Below are 18,277 nucleotides of genomic sequence, written 5' to 3' on the forward strand. Positions count from 1 at the left end.
GCGGTGCAGGAGTTGAACTTGAAAGTGGAAAATCTCATTTCTCAAGGCTTGACCAGTGTTAAAAATCTAGTGCTCGATTCTGTTTCTGCTGCCACAGGAAAGTTTGGGAGGGTGGAAACTGAAACTGCTTCAGTTTCGAAAGGTCTTGAGATGAAAGATTCAGTAACAGGTTCAATGTATTGTGTGACCATTCTTAATGGAGAATTTAATAAGCAACAGGGAACTTGCGACTCTCTCATCAACCCAACCGGATTCACAGCTTCCTCCACTCTCGCCACTGAAACACCAAGCGATACCGAACCTCCAACTATCACCATCACCGGCCCCAACCCAGCTGAAATCACCACCGGCTCAAGTTACATAGATCTCGGCGCTACCGTAGACGATAATGTAAACCATAACCTCGGTATTCACACTACAGACAACATTAATACCGCTCTTGCTGGTTCCTACTCTGTTATCTACACCGCCACCGACCAAGCAGGCAACTCTGCTACTTCCACGAGAGCAGTGATTGTTTCTGATCCTGATTTGGGAAATGGGACGACGACGCCAACGGAGTAAAACAATTTGCAGTGTTTCAATAGACCGAAAGAATGTTATAATCGTCTTATTATTCTCTAAATTAAATAAATTACATGAAAAAATCTGTATACATTATCGGTGCGATTATAGTTGTGGTTTTACTCTATGGTTGGATGACCTACAACAGTTTAGTTTCTGCCAACGTAGCCGTTGACGGACAGTGGGCACAGGTGGAAACTCAGTATCAACGACGTTTTGATTTAATTCCAAACCTCGTTGCCACAGTTTCAGGAATTTTCAAGCAAGAACAAACAGTTTTCACCGCTCTTGCTGATGCTCGAGCTCATTACAGCGGCGCACAAAATGTTGATGCAAAAGCTTCAGCTGCGACAGAAGTAGAAAGCGCGCTCTCAAGGCTTTTGGTAGTTGTTGAAAATTATCCAGAATTGAAATCTTCTGAGGCGGTACAAAATCTTATGGCGGAATTGGCTGGTACCGAAAATCGCGTCAGTGTTGAACGAAAACGTTTCAACGAACAAGTTCAGAGTTACAATCTTTTGACTAGCCGTTTCCCGTCCTCAATCATTGCTTCGATTGCTGGGTTTAAGGATCGAGCGTATTTCCAAGCTGCCACAGGCTCTGAGGTTGCACCCAAGGTAAGTTTGTAAAGTTCTAAAGTTAATTATAACTCGCAGGTTTGGCGCTCTTCCCTGCCTACCGGCAGGCAGGTTCGTTGCTTCGCGCCTGATTCACCAGAATCACCTACTGGGTTAGAATTGCATCCAAACCTGCGAGTTCTAAGCAAAGATATTGATTAAGTCGAAGTTAAATTTAATGATCTCCGCCTTTAAAAAAGTTTTCTCTCTCTCGTTGGTTTTTCCATTGGTGGCTTTCGCATACCAAAGTCCCGGTAGCCCGACAGGTTTCGTGAATGACTTTGCAAATCTTTTGAGTCAGCAGGCGCACGCCACGCTTGAATCCAAGTTGACCGCGTTTGAAAAAACCACGGGAGATGAAATCGCAGTAGTAACTGTTAAAAATCTTGGGGATGAAACTGTTGAGGATTTTGCCGTGGCGCTTTTTAAGGAATGGGGAATTGGTGAAAAGGGGAAAGACAACGGTATTCTAGTTCTTGTGGCGGCAGAGGAACACAAAATTCGTATTGAAGTTGGTTACGGGCTTGAAGGTGATCTGACGGACGGAGAAGCCAGTTCAATCATCAGGAACATCATGACGCCAGCATTTCGTAACAACGACTATGATGGTGGCATCCAAACTGCTGTCGATCAAATTATTGCCGCAGTCGCTCCCGATTACGCTTCGGGTGCGGGGATTGAGATCGAACCTATCTCAGAACAATCTGGTGAGGGTTTCGACTTCTCAAATATTTTTTTCTTTATCTTTTTTGTACCGATTTGGTTGGGCAGTATTCTCAGTCGTTCTAAGTCATGGTGGGCTGGGGGACTTGTCGGAGGGGTTATTGGCGTAGTACTTGGATTTATTTACGGTTTTTTGTATCTTGGTTTGATCGCGACCATTTTCCTTATCCCAATCGGTCTGTTGTTTGATTTTTTGGTTTCTCGAACCTATACTAAAAGTACTAGTCGCGGTATCCGCCCACCATGGTGGATTGGAGGTGGAAGAATTGGTGGAGGTGGCGGAGGTTCTTCATTTGGAGGGTTTGGTGGCGGGGGAAGTGGTGGAGGTGGTTCTAGTGGAAGCTGGTAGGAAAAGTAGATTCAAGATTCACGATTTAAGATTAAAGAATCAGAGGGGAAGAATAAATATGCCGAAATTTAAACAAAAAGTTTTACAGTTGGCGGAAATGCGCATGAAAGATTTGGCGCGGGTTACGCCGATTGATAAAGTGATTAAGTTTTTATTTTTGGGATTAATTCCGAAATCGGTAACCCCCAACCAAATTACCGTTTTTCGATTTGTTAGTGTGCCGTTTATTTTGGCCTTGTTGCTTACAGAGCAAAATCTTTGGGCGTTTGTTCTATTTTTGTTTTCCGCTTTGTCGGACGCAGTTGATGGAGCACTGGCGCGAACCGAAGGGCAAATTACTCGATGGGGAATTCTAGCTGATCCTTTGGCCGATAAATTATTGGTGGGAAGCGTGGCGGTGGTTTTAATTTCAAAATATCTCTCGTGGCATCTGACGTTTGTTATTGTGGCACTGGAAATATTTATTTTGGCCTCAGCGTATTTTCGCTATCGAGGTAAAGCTCTTCCGGCAAAAATTACCGGAAAGATAAAAATGGTTCTGCAGTGCTTCGGAATTATTTTTCTTTTTTGTTTCGTTCTTTTCGGCGGAGCATTCTGGCTTCTTCTCGCACAAGGCACACTCTATCTCGGAGTTCTTTTCGCGCTTCTCAGCCTTTTCGTTCACAGATCAATTTAGTTGAAAGATTAAGGATTTAAGACTACAGTAATAGTCTCTTGTTTACATGGAGAGATGCCAGAGCGGTCGAATGGGCCACCCTGGAAAGGTGGTATGTCCGAAAGGGCATCGAGGGTTCGAATCCCTCTCTCTCCGCAATGAACCGCGCGAAAGTCTAAACGACTTTCGCGCGGTTCATCATTGCGTGGAGAGGGAGGGATTCGAACAGCAGAGTAAAATTTTTAGCAGAAAATTTTGTGAGCTGGTGCCCAGCCCGAGTTCGCTGACGAGCGAACGAGAGGTGCGGGCGAATCTCCTACCCTCCGCAATAGAGTTTTGATAAGAGTGTGACTTGAGTACCTAAAAGGATCACTTTAAGTTAGAATGGTAAATATGGAAGGCAAGCTGAATAATATAAAATCTGGGTTCTCTGGCTACATGGCCAGGAGGGGGTATGAGTTGGTTGAAGAGAGAAATTACCCCGAGGCTTTTGGAAGTTGGTATATTGTCTATAAAAATGATTCTCGCTTTATCAGGCTTGTCTGGGATGGAAAAGATTGCGAGATTATAATAGAAGAAAGCGAGGCCAGTGTAGCGACTACTGTATCATGGAAAAATATTGTGAACTATACATTGAAAGCAGATCTTCCAGCACCAGCAATTGAAGAGATTGAATCAATTCTCGAAAAAAGTATTTTTTAGGCAGGTTATTCAACTTTGAAAAGATACCAAAAATTGTACAAACCTGAGAGGGTTAACGATATTAGTTGTAGGTATAAATTGACCCCATTCTTTTCGATAAGGGTGTGTTAAAATGGTTAGATTAATTAGTAATTTTAAATCACCACTATGTTTTTTGGTATATTTGGTTGGGGAAAGAAATCCAGGAGATGGCCAATTGGCGAGGGTAAAGAACTCGTTGCGACATGGTCTTATTTTTCGCTAAATTTCGTGGCTCTTGCGTGGGCGATACATTGGTACGTGATTGGAGAAAATCGTTCGGAAGACCGAGAGGTCACATACGACGAAGTTAAAGCACTTTTCCCTCAAAATACGCCGCATCTTACTAGCCTGGAACAATACGGCCTTTGGTGGGTAATCGGTGCTACCGCCTTACTTGTTATCTACGCTTTTGCAAATCGACAGTGGTAATTTGCGAAAAGTGTCTGGATTTAAATTATGACCGAAAAAACAATTCTAACTCCTGAGCTTAAAGTTTTTGATTTTAATGCCAGTTTGGATTTTTACACCAAACTTGTAGGATTTGAGGTGCTGTACGATCGACCGGAAGAAAATTTTGCTATGCTCGGTATAAACGGAGCTCGCATTATGATCGAAGCCCTAACTCCAAAAAGTCGCACATGGAAAGTGGGGAATTTAGAAAGGCCACTCGGTCGTGGCATGCATTTTCAGATAGAAGTACCAGATGTTCAAGTGTTGTATCAAAACTTCAAAAATGCTGGTTGGCCAATTTTCTTTGAAATGGAAGAAAAATGGTATCGGATGAATGATCGGGAACTTGGTAATAAACAATTTTTAGTGCAGGACCCCGATGGATATTTGTTAAGATTTTTTCAGGATTTGGGTAGCAAGCCAATTAAATAATTTATGACTAGTTGGTACCAAAAAAATATTGTTCCTCGTTTGCTCAATTTTGAAATGGGCGGAGATGATTTGGAAAAGATCCGCCGTGTAGTTTTAGAGAAAGTAAAAGGCGCGGTTTTAGAAATTGGTGTGGGGCCGGGCTACAATTTTGCATTGTATAAAAATATTTCAAAATTATTTGCCCTCGAACCTTCGAAAGAACTTATCGAGATTGCCAAAACCCGTCTTGGTTCAACGTCATTTCCTATTGAATTTTTAAATACAGGAGCGGAACATATTCCACTGCCGGATCACTCTGTCGATACAGTAGTATCAACATGGACACTTTGTAGTGTTTCAGATCCTAGAAAGGTGTTGAGTGAAATCAAACGCGTACTTCGCCCCAGCGGTAGTTTTATTTTTGTTGATCACGGAGCTTCACCTAATTTTTTAATTCGAATGATTCAAACTGCCTCAACATTTTTTACTAAATATTTTACGGGCAATTGTCACTACGATCGACAACTTGAGAAATTGATTAGAGGAGCCGGTTTTGATATTAAGAAAATTGAGCACCCACGCGAGGGCTTTAAACTTTTGATTTATAATTTTCAAGGTGTTGCTATTCCAGTAAATTTGGAAACTAAGTTTCCAAATTTAATTTAAAACATGAGCCAAAATATCAGAAATGAAATTTTAGAGATTGTGCGAAAAATTAAGCCGTACGATGAAATTGAACGCGTGCATATTGCTGATGCAATTTCGTGGATACAGAGTGGCGCTGAAATATTTCGGATACAAAAACCCGATATTCCGGCGAAACATTTAGTTTCTTATTTTGTTTTGGTTGATCCTAAAAAGCAAAAAATACTTTTTAGTCGATCATATTAAAGCGCAACTGTGGCTTCCGGCCGGTGGACATGTGGAATTGAATGAGCATCCGAGAGTGACCGTTCAAAGAGAAATTATCGAGGAGCTTAATATCGAAGCTAAATTTTTGGTCGTGGACGTTTTCTTTTTGACTCAAACTGTCACTGTCGGGCTAACTGCGGGACACACAGATGTTAGTTTGTGGTATGTTCTTGAAGCAGATTCAACTCAAACTCTCCAATATGATCCACGAGAATTTAATGGGTATAAGTGGTTTAGTTATGACGAAATAGTACAAACGCCACTCAAAAAATTAGACCCGAATCTTCATCGGTTTGTTAGAAAATGGATGAATATCAATTCCTAGACACTTAGTGTCTAGGAAGTTAGGAACTGTGAATTACAAAACCCCTCAATCAACCCTTCTCTGTCCTTCCCGCGAAAGCGGGAATCCAGATTTCTCCCTTCAGTCCTAGATCCCCGCTTTCGCGGGGATGACACGTGAGAGGGTTTCGTAATTCAAAGTAGCAAGAATCTCACTTTTGATCAGGAGTCTCAAGCATTTTCAAAAGCTCAGAAGTTTTAGCGGTTGCTACGCCGACAACTAAATCTGCCGCACCGTAGTAGAAAAATAACGTATCACCGCGCTCAATCACTCCACAGGGGAAAACTACGCCGGGCACGATACCTTTCCATTCATAATCTTCAACTGGTTCAAAAATCGGAAAGACGGAACGGGCGAGCACCACTGTCGGATCATTTTTATCTAGAAGAGCTACTCCGACTCGGTAATGTGTGGTGTTTGAGACACCGTGATAAAAGAATAACCAACCTTTTTTAGTTTCAACTGGTGGACAGGCCAGGCCAATTCTGCCGCCATCCCACATGCCGCGACGAGGGTGGAGGAGTGGAATACAGGTACGTACTGGTTCATTTTTCCAATCGAGAGAATCGACAAAGTCGGCGCAGATCAAATCATCAATACGGTGAATAATCATGTACTTGCCATTTATTTTTTTCGGGAGAATACAGGCATCTTTGTTGCCCACGGAAGCAAAGGTGATGAGACTTGGCGTTGACCAATTCCACTCGCCGTTTTGCAAATCTTTGACCGAGATAGATGTACCGGCAACGCGAGGCGTGTTGCCATCGTACGCGGTGTAGAAAACATGAACACGATCTTTGATGAGTGTGGCGCGTGGGTCTTCACAACCCTTACTTTCAAAATCAACACGCGGAGTATAAATAGGTTTTTCTGATCGTTCGTCAATTGAAAAACCATCAAGCGACGTGGCGAGGCCGAAAGTTGAAATGTTGTCGCTCGAAACTGCGCGATAAAAAATATAAATTTTACCGTCAATTTCTACTGAGGCCGGATTAAATGTACCACGAGTTTCAAAGGCTTTATCGGGGCGGGGACTGATGATCGGATTATTTGGTCCGCGAACAAAAAGTGGCTTTTTCTCTACCATTGAGGCGAGGAATTTTTTTAAGTTGACGCGGGCGATGCAGGAGTGAGTATCAGCCGCACCGTAATAGATTTCTAAATTTTCGTCGGAAATTATGGCGCCGGTTGGGAAAATAATGTTTGGCACTTGCCCGACGCGTTCGTAATATTCTTCAGGCACCAAAAATGAACCCTTGGTTCTGCCAATGATAAGACGCGGATTGTTTTTGTCCAAAAGTAGGGCTTCCACACCAAAACTTCGGTCACCTTGAAAATAATTTTGAATATGAGAGTACACCACAAGCCAGCCGAGCGACGTCAGAATGGGCGGCGCGCCGAGTTCCACTTGTTCGTTATTTCCGCGACGAACGTTTAGGGTATGAAGAGAAATATCTCTTTTCCATTTCTCCCAAAACTCGGGATTCCACATGTCAGATTCTTTTTCGAATTCAACGTAGCAGATTTCAGACGGCGGTTCGTCGGTGCGAATGGTAAGGAGTGCTGCGAATTTACCACCAATCTTTTTTGGAAACAGCGCCATGGCTTTGGCGTTAAAGGGAGTAATGGAATGTTTCTCCATAATTTCCATTTTCTCGTTGACTTTGGCGAGAGCAATACGAATACCGTCTTTTTGAACGGGGTACATTGAAAGTGCGGTATAAAAAATATAGTGAATTTTGTTGAAGGTAGTTACTCGAGCATCTTCACAACCGAATTTTTCCCACTCATGTTCGGGAGTGATGAATTCTTGACGATTGTCGAAATGCTGACCGTCAGAACTTTGCGCCAGCCCGATCGTCGACACTGAACGTCTCACTCCGTCTTGCAGTTTCGATTCAGATTGCGCGCGATACACAGCGGCTGTTACGGGAGATTTTCCAACTGGAGGAATTGGACACCAATTAAAACTGCCAGCGGATTCCCATTCGTGGTGAACTTCGGGGGAGAGGATTGGATTGTGTTTATCGCGTTCAATTACAAACATATATTTTGTCGCTAAATTGTATCATATTATAAATTTTAATTTCGATACGAAAATACGAATTATATATACGAATATACGAAATTATACGAAAACTTTTGCGGTGGCACTACAATTTTTGTATATTTTCGTATTTTCGTTAGTCCGTCTTTCGTATTGAAGGACAGTCTTTATATTTATACCCGTTCAAGCTGACTAAAAATTTTCGAAAGTGGCGCGCTTGCCATGCAGACGTGTTTATCACCTCCGCCGTAGTATACGAAGAGTGTGTCGTTTTTAATAACCGCTCCGCAGGCGTAAATTACTCCCGGCTTCCAATCATTCTCATACCATTCATCGGGAACAAGCAGAGGATTTTTTGCTTTAGCCAAAACGTTTTGCGGATTATTCAAATCTAAAAGTAGAGCTCCAAGTTTGTAGCGATCCGGATCTTTTTTATCAATCGCATGATAGAGCACAAGCCAGCCTTTTTCTGTTAGCAAAGGTGGCGGTCCCACTCCGCGTCTCATTGTATCCCATCCCTTAGCTCTTGGTTCTTGCGCAAAACGACTTTTTATCACGTTTCGGCCAGTTGTGAGATCTTCGAGTCGGTCGACATAATCAATTTGTACATTCGGCGAAACGCTGTGCAAAATGGCAAATTTCCCATTAATTTTTTTAGGAAAGAGCACCCAATTTTTGTGGATCTCTCCCTTCGGAGAAATGAACAAGGGTTTACTCCAATTCCATTTCTTCTCAAAAAAATCTTTTTCTTTTATCGAAACAGCGGCGATGCGAATAAAATCCCAACCATCGAAGGCGTTAAAAGTGACGTAAAGCCTGTCGTCAATTTTAACAATGCGGGGATCCTCAGCTCCGCCCCAGCTTCCACCAGAAGGATAGAGTCCGAAATCATATCGTTGAAGTTTTCGAGGAACATTGCTTCTCGGCGTGTCGAGGGCAAAGACCGGATAGGGAACAAAGTCATTAAATTCAATACCATCTTTGCTAGCGGAATATCCAAATCGCGAAATGCCATCAGAGCCCGTGGCGCGATAGAGCAAGTGAATTTTTCCATGCTCATCGGCAATGGCGGCCGGATTAAATGTTCCCGTCGCTTGCCACCAGTGTTCTTCTTTTGGTGAGAGCAGTGGATTTTTGGTGTGCCGCGCGAGTGAGTGTTTTTCAGATTCTGCCTGAGATTTTTTGGCTTTTCGAACGAGGCGTCTGGACAATACAAAAGCCAGAATCAAAATGGAAATAATTAAAATTAGATCTGTAAAAAGAAAAGATAACGGCATGAATTATAAAAAATCGATTTGTAATCGAAAATGCCTAGGCCCGTCCATACTTATCCTCAAAACGAACGATATCTGCTTCGTCAAATTCACCGCGCGAAATTTCTAAAAAAACTACGGGACTTGAGCTGGCTTCGATGTGATGTTTTGTTCCTCGCAGAACGCTGTATTCAAGTCCAGGCGCGACGGCTGTTTTTGTGCCACCCACAGTAATTGTTCCTTCCCCAGAAATAATTTTCCAAAACTCATCTCGATGTTCGTGTGATTGCAAACTAAACGCCTGTCCAGCATTGACCGTAATAATTTTAACTGTCACCGGTTCATTTTTGGTAAATCGGGTAAACGATCCCCATGGCCGCTTTTCAGTATATATAGAGTTATCCATAGAAGTACCACCCATACGTTTGTATTTGTTACCAATTATTATATCACTATTTATATGCGAGACCTGTTTATAACCGAACCTAATTTTACCGATCAGTTTGTTAATCGCTCAAACCATGACTTGGCTTTTTTATGCACAGTCGAACTTTTTTCAACCGCCAATCGTGCTAAAAGATACATAACGGTCGATTCCGCTCCTTGGTTTAGGTTGACGTAGTCTTTACCAACTCCGTCGTAACAACCACCAGAATCATAATCGTAGACTACTTGTCGTAATAGGTTGTTGCCGGTAAACCAGCCAAAGGCCAACATCATCAAGTGTTGATAGCGTTCTTCACCCGTAATTTCGTACATGGTTTTGAGTGTTTGGACGAGCGTGGCTACTTCTTCCGGCTGTTGATCGTGAAGTTGTTTTTCGCCACCTTTTTGAAACCAGCCCTTCTGTCCAATTGGAACGCAGATATCACCTTGGAAACTGTATAAGATCAAAAATTCCAAACTAGTCTTGGCCACTGACAAATATTTTTCATTACCAGTTTCGCGGAATGCCAAGGCAAGAGCCTCGGGCAAGAGCCCGTTTGAGTAGGTCAACGAGTCACCAAACCACTGCCAGTTGTGCGTTGAATTTTTTTCATAGAGCTCGACTAGCTTGTCTGCGTAACCGACAATTTTAGTTTTAATTTCGACAGAAGGGTCGATGGTAATCCATGCGGTAAGAGATTTAAGAAAAAACGCCATAGACCGAGGGTGTTCAGGAAAAAAAGAATTTGCGCTGAGATCGTACAACGAATACGCCTGAGTTCGTAACTGCTTCGACATAACATTTGAACTTGCGGCAATAGCAAGCGATTCGAGCGCGCGGGCTCGAGCATCTTCTAGACTATCAATCCTGTTTTTCTCAGATGGAATCGTTCGGTCGTAATTTACATAATTGGAAAAATCCCCAAAAGCTTCTGCGACGTAATCTATAAAATTTAAATAAATTTTTGCCAACTCAAGTACCGATTTATCCCTCCGCTCCTCGCAGTACTTTATGACGGCAATCAAAGCTCGGGCGTTGTCGTCGAGTGTGTATCCGGAGGACGGATCTGGCGTGGTTAGGTTCGTAAACTGAATCATTCCAAATTTGTCTGTCAATTCAAATATGTGATCGAGTTTTATTTTTGGCAGATTGGTTTCGATGTTTGAGAGGGACGGTGCGAGCGTAATATATTCTTTCATGTACAGCAGGGCGCAGTTGTGCCACGTCTTGCTTCTGGTTCTGAAGTAGGCGCGTTTTCCCATCTCCTTTTGACGCGTAGGATCTTTTAGCATTTTTAAAAGCGCGTTTTTAATATCCTCAGGATTTTTAAAATCAACAAGCAATCCGGTTTCTTCAGTGATGTCTTCTTTGGCTTGGGCAAATCGAGTGGCAATGACTGGCCGGCCAGCACCGAGTGCATAGGAAAATGTTCCTGAAACCGCCTGATTTGGTTCAAGAGAAAGCGCCAGATAAATATCGGTGGCCTCCAAAAAATTTAATAAGTCAGGTAAATCAAAATATTTATTATGAAAAATGACATGTTTTCGCAACCCAAGTTGTTCAACTTTTTTGATCAGTGATTTTCTGTAGCTTTCACCTTCTCGCGCCAAAATGACGGGGTGGGTCGCGCCAATGACGTGGTATTCAACATTTGGAAAACGTTTGACCACCTCAGGTAAAGATTCAATGCCATATTCAATGCCTTTTCCCTTGCTCAAAAGTCCAAAAGTTGAAAGGACCATTTTTCCTGAAAGCCCCAACTTCGCTTTGGCTTTTTTGCCGTCGGAAAATGGCTTTGGGTGGATGCCGTGAGGAATTATTTTTATTTTAGAAGCATCAATTGTATAGTCAGTAGCCAATATTTTTTTCGAGGTTTCTGTCATAACAATAATGGTGTTGGCTTTCATGCCAAGTTCCTCTACGGTTTTTTTTAGAATTGGATTTGGTCCAGGAAGAACTGTGTGCAAGGTAAGCACAATTGGTTTGCGGAGTTCGTTCATGAAATCCAAAATATACGAACCGTATTCTCCGCCAAAAATACCGAATTCGTGTTGAATATTTACAACCGAAACATTTTCCAGACTATTTAAATATCGAGCGGCGCCCAGATAGCTTTTCTTATCAGGCTGAGTGATTTGATAAATTACTCGGTCCAAGTCATACCGATGTTTTGACCGACTATCGAGATTGATTGCTACCACTTTTGACTCCTCTCGAGGCATGTAGAGTTCGTCAAAGGTATTCATCAGGTCCTGAGTGAAAGTGGCGATCCCGCACTCTCTGGGAGGGAAGGTAGAAACATAGACAATCCACTGGCGACTGTTTTTTTGGAGTCCGAACATAGGTATCTAGTATAAAGGGTTTTGAAACTAAGGGCAAAGTTACGAATCTTGCCCGCAGGACAATGTTCCATTCAATGTAGTTTTGGTATACTTGATGAAATATATGAAAATTATTCTACTAGTTGCCCGAGACGGGTTTAGTTTTATCAATCAGGCGGAAGCGCTGTCAAAAGGCTTACGTATCGTGAACATTGATCATAAAATTATTCGAATTGTTGACGAATTTCCAGAAAAAGAAATTAGGGAGTACAACCCGGATTGCATACTCGGTATTGGTTCGTGGCATTCATATAAAGATTTCGTTGAAAAGCCTCGATTTCTCGGTATCCGCGCCGTTCCTTGGATAGTTTCCGATGATGCATTTGATACATTTGTTAATGAGTATAATGAGCTCGATCTCATTTTGACGACCAGCGAATATTGTAAGAGTGTTTTTGTGCAAGGCGGAATCAAGAAGGATATCGTGAAGGTTGTTCCAGAGGCCGTCAACGATGGTTTTTGGAAACCAATACTAGATGAGGATTTGTTGCCATTTATAAAGCGGATTTCAATTACCCATTCAGAAATAGTGTTACCACAGACTTTTGATCTTGAAAAAATAAAAGAAAAGGGTATTCCCATTCTTTTTACCACAGGCGGAGATGCAACGAGTAAAGGGGCGCTCGAGGTAATAGCCGCTCTTGGAAGGCTCGATAGGTCTGTTCCTTGGATTTATATATTAAAAACTTGGCCCTCAGAATTCAGCTTCGGTCGTTCAATTCTCGAGCTCGCGCTAGCGGAAAAGTTAGGTATTCGAGATAGGCTTAAGTATATTGTTGGAGAGTTTTCGGACGAGTTCATGCTCGGCCTTATGAATCTTTGTGATATCTATGTTGCGCCATCGCGGAGTGAAGGATTTGGTTTACCGCTTGTAGAAGCCCAGATGTGCGGAAAGCCCGTTATTACTATTGCGGCCACTGCGGCTCAAGAAACCATCAAGGATGGAAAGACCGGGTTTTTAGTTGGCCAAGACAGCGAAAGTAAATCACCGCGCGCCGATGTAAAAGCTCTTTCAGAGATTTTGGCAAAACTTCTTTCAAACCCAAGGCTTTGTGAAAAACTCGGTTCCCAAGGAGTAGCGTATTCCCGAGAACATTTCAGTCCCGAAGTTATTGTCAATCAACTTTTGAAAGAATTAACTAACCAAAAATATGGTCACTAAAAAGAGTCAATTTTTCGTACTCGCTGTGACCGCAATCCTCCTTTTGTCCTTTATAGTTTTTTGGAAAGTCAATCAAAAGGACATTGGCCTTTCGGAGCTAGCTGGTGAAGGAGACGTTAAAAACTCTGTAGAGCTTGATATAGGACATTCTCATCTTACGGTAATGATAGCCGACATCCCAGCCCTTCAAATAAAGGGTTTGGGTGGACGTGACTTTTTAGCCGACGACCAAGGAATGCTTTTTATATTTAAAGATTTAGCATACCCAAGTATTTGGATGAAGGACATGCATTTTCCGATTGATATTTTGTGGTTTAATGATGAAAAAAAAGTGGTGAGCGTCGAAAAAAATGTTGCAACTTCCACATATCCCAAAATCTATACACCGAAATTGCCTGCGCGCTACGTTTTGGAGACAAATGCCGGTTTTTTTGAAAAAAATAATTTAAAAATTGGTAGTGAAATTTATTTTTCAAAAGAAGTTGCAAAGTAACGAGCTTTGTCAAAGGAATTTGAGAGGCACGTTTACAGTTTTTAAATTTTATACTCCAGTTTGATTTAAACACTTGTCCACTGTTTTTTCTTTTGGTTATAAGTAGTAGAATATAGAAATAAAAGTCAGATAGAAATTTCACAGTTGGCGCATTTCTTCGTTGCTTCACAATTTTACTCCTGCAATGTATACGAATACATTTTAGTTGCAAAATTGTTCGCGCCTCGAATTGCATCCAACCGTAAAATTTCTAAAAAAATTATAAAAACTTATTTATTAAAAAGCAGTATGGCATCCAGCAAGAAAACCCCAGTCAAAGTAGAAGTTTTGGTTAAAAATGTCCAGAAAAGAGACGGATCGATCGTTCCGTTTGAATTTGAGCGCGTCGTCACTGCCATCAACAAGGCGATGATCAGCACCGGCGAAGGTTCTGAGCAAGAAGCGCGACTTGTAGCCAATAAAGTTTTGGCGGATCTTGTTCGTATCGTCCGGAAACATAAAAATTTTGTTCCAACCGTCGAAGGTATTCAGGATTCGGTTGAGAAAGAATTAATTTTGAGCGAATACGTTAAAACCGCCAAGAGTTACATTTTGTATCGTGAAAAACGATCCAAACTTCGTGAAAAAGGATTGCACGTTCCAGAGAAAGTTAAAAAAATGGCGACGGACAGCAAGAAATATTTCAGAAATCCGCTCGGTGAATTTGTCTACTATCGTACGTACTCACGATGGATGGATGGGGAAGGAAGAAGGGAGACTTGGATCGAAACTGTCGACCGTTATATTTCTTTCATGAAAGAAAATGTCGGTAAGAAATTAAAAGATGCTGAGTATTCAGAAATTCGTGAAGGAATTTTGAAACAAGAAGCGATGCCAAGCATGCGGCTTTTGCAATTTGCTGGAGACGCGGCACGCAAGACTAATGTCTGCGCGTACAACTGTTCATTTATTGCTCCAGAAAATTTTCGCGACATCGCAGAAATTATGTATGTCTCGATGTGTGGTACCGGAGCCGGCTGGGCAGTAGAAAGTCAGAACGTTCAAAAATTTCCACAAATAAAATTGCAGACTGGAAAAAAATTACCAACGCACACGATAGATGACAGCAAGGAAGGTTGGTGCGATGCATTTATTTTAGGAACCAACGCGTGGGTAAATGGCACTGATGTTGATTTTGATTATTCTCAATTGCGACCGGCTGGAGCTCGACTTAAAACTATGGGAGGTAAATCAAGTGGACCAGAACCGTTGCGACGCCTTCTCAGTTTCGCTCGAGAGAAAATGTTGAAGAGGCAGGGCAAGCGACTTTCAAATCTCGATGTACACGATATTATTTGTATGATCGGGGATTGCGTTGTTTCAGGCGGAGTCCGAAGAAGCGCCATGATCAGTCTTTCTGATCTTGATGATCTCGAAATTCGCGATTCAAAAAAAGGCCAGTTCTATCTTAATGAACCACAGCGCAGTCTCGCCAACAATTCTGCTGTCTATATTAATAAGCCTTCAACTGCTGATTTCATGAATGAGTGGGTAGCCCTCATGAACAGTGGATCAGGCGAGCGCGGAATATTTAATCGCGGTTCACTTGCTAAAACTTTGCCAGAACGCCGATTGAAAGTTTTGAAGGGTTATTTTGACGCTAGTGGAAAAAATATTATTGGATCAATCGGAACCAATCCATGCGGAGAAATTATTTTGCAATCAAAGCAATTTTGTAATCTTTCAGAAGTTGTGGCGCGAAAGGAGGATGATGAAAAAAGTTTACTTCGAAAAGTTCGCCTGGCCACTATCTTGGGAACCTACCAATCATCACTAACCAATTTCCCATATCTTTCAAAAGAATGGAAAGAACATTGTGAAGAAGAACGATTGCTCGGAGTTTCCATTACTGGTCAGTGGGATTGTCCTGCAGTTCGAGATGCAAAAGTTTTGCAAAAAATGAAAGATGAAGCTATCAAGATCAATCAGATCTTCGCCAAGAAACTCGGCATCAGCGCTTCAACCTGCATCACCTGTGTTAAACCTTCTGGAACATTGTCACAAACAGTAGACTGTTCTTCTGGAATGCACCCACGACATGCTCCGTTTTATATTCGACGCATTCGAATTTCCGCCACCGACGCGTTGTTTAAAATGTTGCGCGATCAGGGTGTGCCGTATCATCCAGAGGTTGGACAGCCAATGGATTCTGCCACGACCTATGTTTTGGAATTTCCAGTTAAGGCTCCAGGAGGTTCAATTTACAAAGATGATATTTCAGCATTGAAACAACTTGAGCACTGGAAACTTTTGAAAGAAAATTTTACTGAGCACAATCCATCGGTGACCGTTTCAGTGGGGGAAGATGAATGGATTTCTGTAGCCAACTGGTTGTATGAACACTGGGATATCATTGGAGGACTTTCATTCTTGCCGAGAGATAATCATGTGTACCAGCTCGCTCCGTACGAAAAGATTGATGAGAAGACCTACTTGGAAATGTCCAAGCGAATTGCGCACATAGACTTTTCAAAAATTATTACGTACGAAAAGCAGGATGAGACTGAAGTGAGGAAGGAGATGGCGTGTGTCGCCGGGGTTTGCGAAGTGGTGTAAAACATTTGAATCTGGCGCCCTTCTTCGTTGCTTCACGATTTTGCTTCTGCAACATATATGAATATGTTTTAGTCGCAAAATCGCTCGCGCCTCGAATTGCATCCAGATTCAAATTTTTTCCTAAGCTGTACTAAATTTGGGAAAGTTAAAAAAAGAATCCCCCGCGCCACAGGCGCGGGGGATTCTTTTGTCGGTCGGAAAAATATTAAAAAAGAAAAACCTCGCGCGGACGCGAGGCATGGGCGAAGTAAAGCTCGTCAAAAATCAGGGTGATTTTTGACGAGGCGAGGAGGAGAGACTCTGCAAGCCCTCAGTTGGTCTGGCGGGTGCGTTCGTCGTCAAATTTTCGCCTATCGCCGCTTGATGTAACTGAAGTTTTCTCTTCTGCACGCCTTCGAGTGTTTCAAGCGGGGCCAAAACAGTCCCATCTGATTGGAGGTGAACGAAGAAGAACATTTCCTGTTTTTTGTCACCATCGGAGGCCAGTTTCAATTTTGGATCATTAACTGGTTCAGCCCCAACCCAATTTTGAACAGGCACAAGTGAGAGGCATTTGCTTACCATAAATACATATTCATCGCTGGTCGAATTGGTAATGTTTCGACGAACTCTACCCACGTACTGATAGTGGTCAGTAAAAAAATACGCCGTTTCCTTGTTGATAACCCCAATGACCTTGTAGCCTGAGCGAATTTCGCGAGCAAGTTTTATCCATTCGGAATCAGTGTATTTGTTGCCGGAGCGTTCCCCACGCCAACTCCAGATTTCATCCAGTTGATCAGGTGTGTTCCCCACACCTGTCTTTAAATCTGCAAACAGGATATCGTCGCCAGTGAAATCTGCGCGGAGTAAACAGGTGTCAGTTCCGATTAACCACATGCGTTCAACGGAGGTCACACCAGTTGCCCTAGTCTCGAATTTACTGTAGATCGGTGGGGTGGTTCTGAGCCAATACACGGAGGGCTCCTTTGCGTTCGTGACGAGGGCTGCAAGAAAAAGAACAACTGCGACAAACAGACGGCTAAGTAATTTTTTCATATGTCAACTTTTACTGTATGCCGTGATATACAAGATTATGGGGCGGAAGCCCATTCGTGCACGCTCGTGCAAGAACATTTCGTTATCCCGAACAGTCAGGCAAACAATTCCGAGCGTATTATGAATTATATATAATAGTATGTCAATTTTTTTTCGGGGCGCGCAGAACAATATTAAAAAGAAAAAAACCTCGCGCGGACGCGAGGTTTTGAGTTACTTATTTTTCGGAGTGATGGCCTCTGTGACCTTCCTCACATCTTCGATCGACTTCGAAAGTTTTTCGCTTGGCGTTAGCCTAGCGTCAGCCTTCGCCTGTGCCAAATCCCTCTTGGCATCAGCGATTTTTTCGGTGGTGTCGAGTGGCACGAGCACTTGGCCTCGAGCGTCGCGCGAAACAGCGAAGTAGATCTCCTCCTGTCTGTCGCCGTCTGACGCCAGAGTGAAAAGTTGACCCACTACCGGTTCATGTCCCACCCAATTTCGAACCGGGATCGACTTCAACCATTTGCCAGTTCGAAAAATGTACTCCCCTCCGTTTTGATCTGAGGAAGCTCGGAGCATTTTTCCAAGGCATTCAAATGGATCACGGAAACAGTAGGCAAAGTTCCCATTGACCAAGGCGATTTTCTGGTAGAACTCGCGGTACTGTTGCGCCAACACGAGCCACGGTTCTTCTCCATTTTGAAGTCCCTTTTTGGATTCGGCAAGCGACCAATGCCAAATAGTTGCTTTACCCTCTGCTTTGTCTACGGTATCTATCCGCAGTTCAACTGGGCTAGTGTTTGTATTCGCAAACGAAGCAACAAGGTGATAGTCCGTGATCTCAAGTGACCACACCATTACCAAAATGTCTGCTACCCCCAGTTTACCTGAGATGAACTGGGTGAATGTCGGCGCGTTGGTGATGAGGGTTTGGGGTTGAACGGCGGGGGATTCCTGGGCGAAAAGCACCGAGGCAATGGTCATGAAAATGATGGCCACGAGTGAACTAAGAGTTTTCATCGATGTAAATGTTCCGAGTGCCTTTTAACGGGATCATGGAGCGAGAAGCCCATTCTTGCAAACAGCTACAAGAATTTTTCATGTTTCCGAACAGTCAGGTAAACTATTCTCGGCGCATTATAAATTATAAAT

19 protein-coding genes and 1 tRNA gene are annotated in these 18,277 nt (G+C 42.7%); 14 read left to right on the forward strand and 6 right to left on the reverse strand.

Features of this window, described 5'->3' with window-relative positions:
- From V4467_03620 to V4467_03670, 11 genes are all read left to right on the forward strand, one after another.
- On the forward strand, window positions 1-564 hold a 564-nt coding region (locus V4467_03620; GenBank protein ID MES2088053.1), incomplete at its 5' end, for an immunoglobulin-like domain-containing protein.
- Window positions 565-638: 74 nt separating this feature from the next.
- The gene (locus V4467_03625; protein MES2088054.1) at window positions 639-1,193 is read left to right on the forward strand and encodes a LemA family protein; all 555 of its coding nucleotides are present in this window, start codon (window positions 639-641) and stop codon (window positions 1,191-1,193) included.
- A gap of 166 nt (window positions 1,194-1,359) precedes the next feature.
- A complete protein-coding gene (locus V4467_03630; protein ID MES2088055.1) occupies window positions 1,360-2,253 on the forward strand; it encodes a TPM domain-containing protein in 894 nt (297 codons plus the stop codon).
- 58 nt (window positions 2,254-2,311) lie between these two features.
- Window positions 2,312-2,929 carry a CDP-alcohol phosphatidyltransferase family protein gene (locus tag V4467_03635; GenBank protein ID MES2088056.1) on the forward strand — a complete coding sequence of 206 codons (618 nt, stop codon included), beginning with the start codon at window positions 2,312-2,314 and terminating at the stop codon, window positions 2,927-2,929.
- Window positions 2,930-2,977: 48 nt separating this feature from the next.
- Window positions 2,978-3,064, forward strand: a tRNA-Ser gene (locus V4467_03640).
- 237 nt (window positions 3,065-3,301) lie between these two features.
- Window positions 3,302-3,610: a hypothetical protein gene (locus V4467_03645; protein ID MES2088057.1), complete on the forward strand. Its 309-nt coding sequence runs from the start codon at window positions 3,302-3,304 to the stop codon at window positions 3,608-3,610.
- Window positions 3,611-3,757: 147 nt separating this feature from the next.
- Window positions 3,758-4,060, forward strand: a complete 303-nt coding sequence (locus tag V4467_03650) for a hypothetical protein (GenBank protein MES2088058.1) — start codon at window positions 3,758-3,760, stop codon at window positions 4,058-4,060.
- 27 nt (window positions 4,061-4,087) lie between these two features.
- Window positions 4,088-4,513: a VOC family protein gene (locus V4467_03655; protein ID MES2088059.1), complete on the forward strand. Its 426-nt coding sequence runs from the start codon at window positions 4,088-4,090 to the stop codon at window positions 4,511-4,513.
- Between the two features lie 3 nt (window positions 4,514-4,516).
- Complete coding sequence (locus V4467_03660; GenBank protein MES2088060.1) at window positions 4,517-5,158, forward strand: methyltransferase domain-containing protein; 642 nt, start codon at window positions 4,517-4,519, stop codon at window positions 5,156-5,158.
- A gap of 3 nt (window positions 5,159-5,161) precedes the next feature.
- A complete protein-coding gene (locus V4467_03665) occupies window positions 5,162-5,383 on the forward strand; it encodes a hypothetical protein (protein MES2088061.1) in 222 nt (73 codons plus the stop codon).
- Between the two features lie 31 nt (window positions 5,384-5,414).
- Window positions 5,415-5,729, forward strand: coding sequence for an NUDIX hydrolase (locus V4467_03670; GenBank protein MES2088062.1), 315 nt, complete (start codon window positions 5,415-5,417; stop codon window positions 5,727-5,729).
- A 169-nt stretch (window positions 5,730-5,898) separates the two neighbouring features.
- On the opposite strand, the gene V4467_03675 is transcribed toward V4467_03670, so the two are convergent.
- The 4 genes from V4467_03675 to V4467_03690 all read right to left on the reverse strand — a co-directional run bounded on the left by V4467_03675 (window position 5,899) and on the right by V4467_03690 (window position 11,816).
- On the reverse strand, window positions 5,899-7,794 hold the full coding sequence (locus V4467_03675) for a hypothetical protein (protein ID MES2088063.1): 1,896 nt from the start codon (window positions 7,792-7,794) through the stop codon (window positions 5,899-5,901).
- A gap of 173 nt (window positions 7,795-7,967) precedes the next feature.
- Window positions 7,968-9,071 carry a hypothetical protein gene (locus V4467_03680; protein MES2088064.1) on the reverse strand — a complete coding sequence of 368 codons (1,104 nt, stop codon included), beginning with the start codon at window positions 9,069-9,071 and terminating at the stop codon, window positions 7,968-7,970.
- A gap of 34 nt (window positions 9,072-9,105) precedes the next feature.
- Window positions 9,106-9,453 carry a phosphomannose isomerase type II C-terminal cupin domain gene (locus tag V4467_03685; GenBank protein MES2088065.1) on the reverse strand — a complete coding sequence of 116 codons (348 nt, stop codon included), beginning with the start codon at window positions 9,451-9,453 and terminating at the stop codon, window positions 9,106-9,108.
- Window positions 9,454-9,545: 92 nt separating this feature from the next.
- Window positions 9,546-11,816, reverse strand: coding sequence for a glycosyltransferase (locus tag V4467_03690; protein ID MES2088066.1), 2,271 nt, complete (start codon window positions 11,814-11,816; stop codon window positions 9,546-9,548).
- Window positions 11,817-11,919: 103 nt separating this feature from the next.
- Here V4467_03690 and V4467_03695 point away from each other — a divergent pair, with 103 nt between their 5' ends.
- From V4467_03695 to V4467_03705, 3 genes are all read left to right on the forward strand, one after another.
- Window positions 11,920-13,017 (forward strand): glycosyltransferase family 4 protein, encoded by a 1,098-nt coding sequence (locus V4467_03695; GenBank protein ID MES2088067.1) that lies wholly within the window; start codon window positions 11,920-11,922, stop codon window positions 13,015-13,017.
- Window positions 13,007-13,510, forward strand: a complete 504-nt coding sequence (locus V4467_03700; GenBank protein MES2088068.1) for a DUF192 domain-containing protein — start codon at window positions 13,007-13,009, stop codon at window positions 13,508-13,510. The genes V4467_03695 and V4467_03700 overlap by 11 nt, the downstream gene beginning before the upstream one ends.
- Window positions 13,511-13,798: 288 nt before the next feature.
- A complete protein-coding gene (locus tag V4467_03705) occupies window positions 13,799-16,105 on the forward strand; it encodes an ATP cone domain-containing protein (GenBank protein MES2088069.1) in 2,307 nt (768 codons plus the stop codon).
- Window positions 16,106-16,369: 264 nt separating this feature from the next.
- Here V4467_03705 and V4467_03710 read toward each other — a convergent pair whose 3' ends face one another.
- The gene (locus tag V4467_03710; GenBank protein MES2088070.1) at window positions 16,370-17,143 is read right to left on the reverse strand and encodes a hypothetical protein; all 774 of its coding nucleotides are present in this window, start codon (window positions 17,141-17,143) and stop codon (window positions 16,370-16,372) included.
- A gap of 213 nt (window positions 17,144-17,356) precedes the next feature.
- Window positions 17,357-18,145, reverse strand: a complete 789-nt coding sequence (locus tag V4467_03715; GenBank protein ID MES2088071.1) for a hypothetical protein — start codon at window positions 18,143-18,145, stop codon at window positions 17,357-17,359.
- Window positions 18,146-18,277 lie beyond the last annotated feature (132 nt).

This window comes from Patescibacteria group bacterium (assembly GCA_040390045.1).
Classification (GTDB): Bacteria; Patescibacteriota; Minisyncoccia; order Phycocordibacterales; family SIBU01; genus SIBU01.